Source organism: Moorena sp. SIO2C4 (assembly GCF_010672485.1).
Taxonomy (GTDB): Bacteria; Cyanobacteriota; Cyanobacteriia; order Cyanobacteriales; family Coleofasciculaceae; genus Moorena; species Moorena producens.
On record NZ_JAAHGN010001408.1, the window covers coordinates 1 to 1,517 of the forward strand.

2 protein-coding genes and 1 pseudogene are annotated in these 1,517 nt (G+C 44.2%); 1 reads left to right on the forward strand and 2 read right to left on the reverse strand.

The features are described 5' to 3' along the window. Positions 1–441, forward strand: a pseudogene (locus tag F6K20_RS38050) (DUF1997 domain-containing protein); the annotation flags it as partial. A gap of 172 nt (positions 442–613) precedes the next feature. Here F6K20_RS38050 and F6K20_RS38055 read toward each other — a convergent pair. Both F6K20_RS38055 and F6K20_RS38060 read right to left on the reverse strand, forming a co-directional pair. Next, positions 614–1,078 (reverse strand): DUF4079 domain-containing protein, encoded by a 465-nt coding sequence (locus F6K20_RS38055; RefSeq protein WP_008179999.1) that lies wholly within the window; start codon positions 1,076–1,078, stop codon positions 614–616. Positions 1,079–1,294: 216 nt separating this feature from the next. Beyond that, a partial coding sequence (locus F6K20_RS38060) for a peptidoglycan-binding domain-containing protein (RefSeq protein WP_287298353.1) occupies positions 1,295–1,517 on the reverse strand: 223 nt, incomplete at its 5' end.

The following is a 1,517-nucleotide window of genomic DNA, read 5'->3' on the forward strand; positions in this document are numbered from 1 at the left end:
TCTTTGGCGCATTTGGCTATAAGGTTGAACCAAAAATCGGTTTGGAATTGCTACCTCAAGACGAAAATTCCTATCAGATTCGGACAATCCCCCATCCCGAATCACGTCAGTCCAGGCTATGAGCTTGATTTCCAGGCATCTCAGACCTTAGTAGAAGTACCAGCAAGGGAATATTTTCAAGAGCATCAGCTGGAATCGCAGTCCATACCATCAGCGATAACCCGCGTGGAGTGGCATCTTGACCTCAGTGTTGACATGTGGTTTCCCAAGGCAATTCGGAAACTACCTCAGTCCTTGATTCAACGCACAGGCAACGGAATTTTGCAGCAAGTTGTCCGTCAAGTTTCCCGGCGTTTAACCCACAAGGTGCAGGAAGACTTTCATAACAGTAATGGTCTACCTATACCGAAGCAATCACAGCAGCGGCAAAATCTACGGTAATATTTACTCTAAGGGTTGATAGATCAGCTATCAGCTATCAGCCCAATGCTTAGAGCTTAGCTTGGACACCTAAACTAAAAGCAACGAAAAGCTAAGTTTAAGTTTGCATATTTAAACTCTACAACCATCCTAGGGCGGGTACAATACCACGCCCCTAGGTAAATCAAATCATCTACGGATTGCTAAGAATCTTCTGAACAATTTGCATACCGGTGATGGCTTGCCAGCTGAATAGTCCCAAGAGTGCAACATTCAGGACGATGTGACTATAGCGAGCCCAAGCTTGACCTTTCTGCATTAATGGTGTTAGAGAGGCAGAGGTAGCAATAATTCCGGTCATGCCTAAACCAGCCAGCAAATGGGGTCCAAAAAACAACTTGCCATTGTTAATGTAGGTTACTGCCATACCTCCGATTGTACCCAGTACCATCATTGCTAGCAACGCTGAACCCACAAGATGGTGCTTAACATTATATTGACCCTTAACTAGCGCTTTCTTTTCGTCACCTTCCGCCGTTCTAGTCTTTTGGATTTTCAAACCCAGATAAAGAGCATAGAAGGCTGCCGCTAGCAGCACCCACATCAGTAAGGGGTGGAAGAATTGAGACCAAAATTTAACAGACTCTGGCAGGTTCATAATGTTATGTCAATTTTCAGGAGCTTCATGAAAATTAACATAACATAGTTGCCGTTATTAATTCTAATGTGCTATGTACTAAGTTGAACAAGATGGTAGTATAGCTGCTCACTCCCTCACCAGTTCAAAGGATAATATCTTTGATTGATTGCAACTTGGTATCAATCCTTGAGGACAGGACTAACGCACTAAGAGAAATCGCCTAATAGACATCGCCTAATAGACATAGCGAGGCATATCGCTCAAGGCGTTCCAGGTGTGTTCACTAACTACACCATTGCCTAGCAAACCCCTGTCGAGTTGGAAGCGTTGCACTGCTTCGAGTGTCAGGGAAGCGAAGATGCCATCAATCTTACCGGTATAGTAGTCACTAATCCAAAGTACTTCTTGGACTGTTTTGACAGCCTCACCAAAACTACCAGGACGTAGAATCGGCATA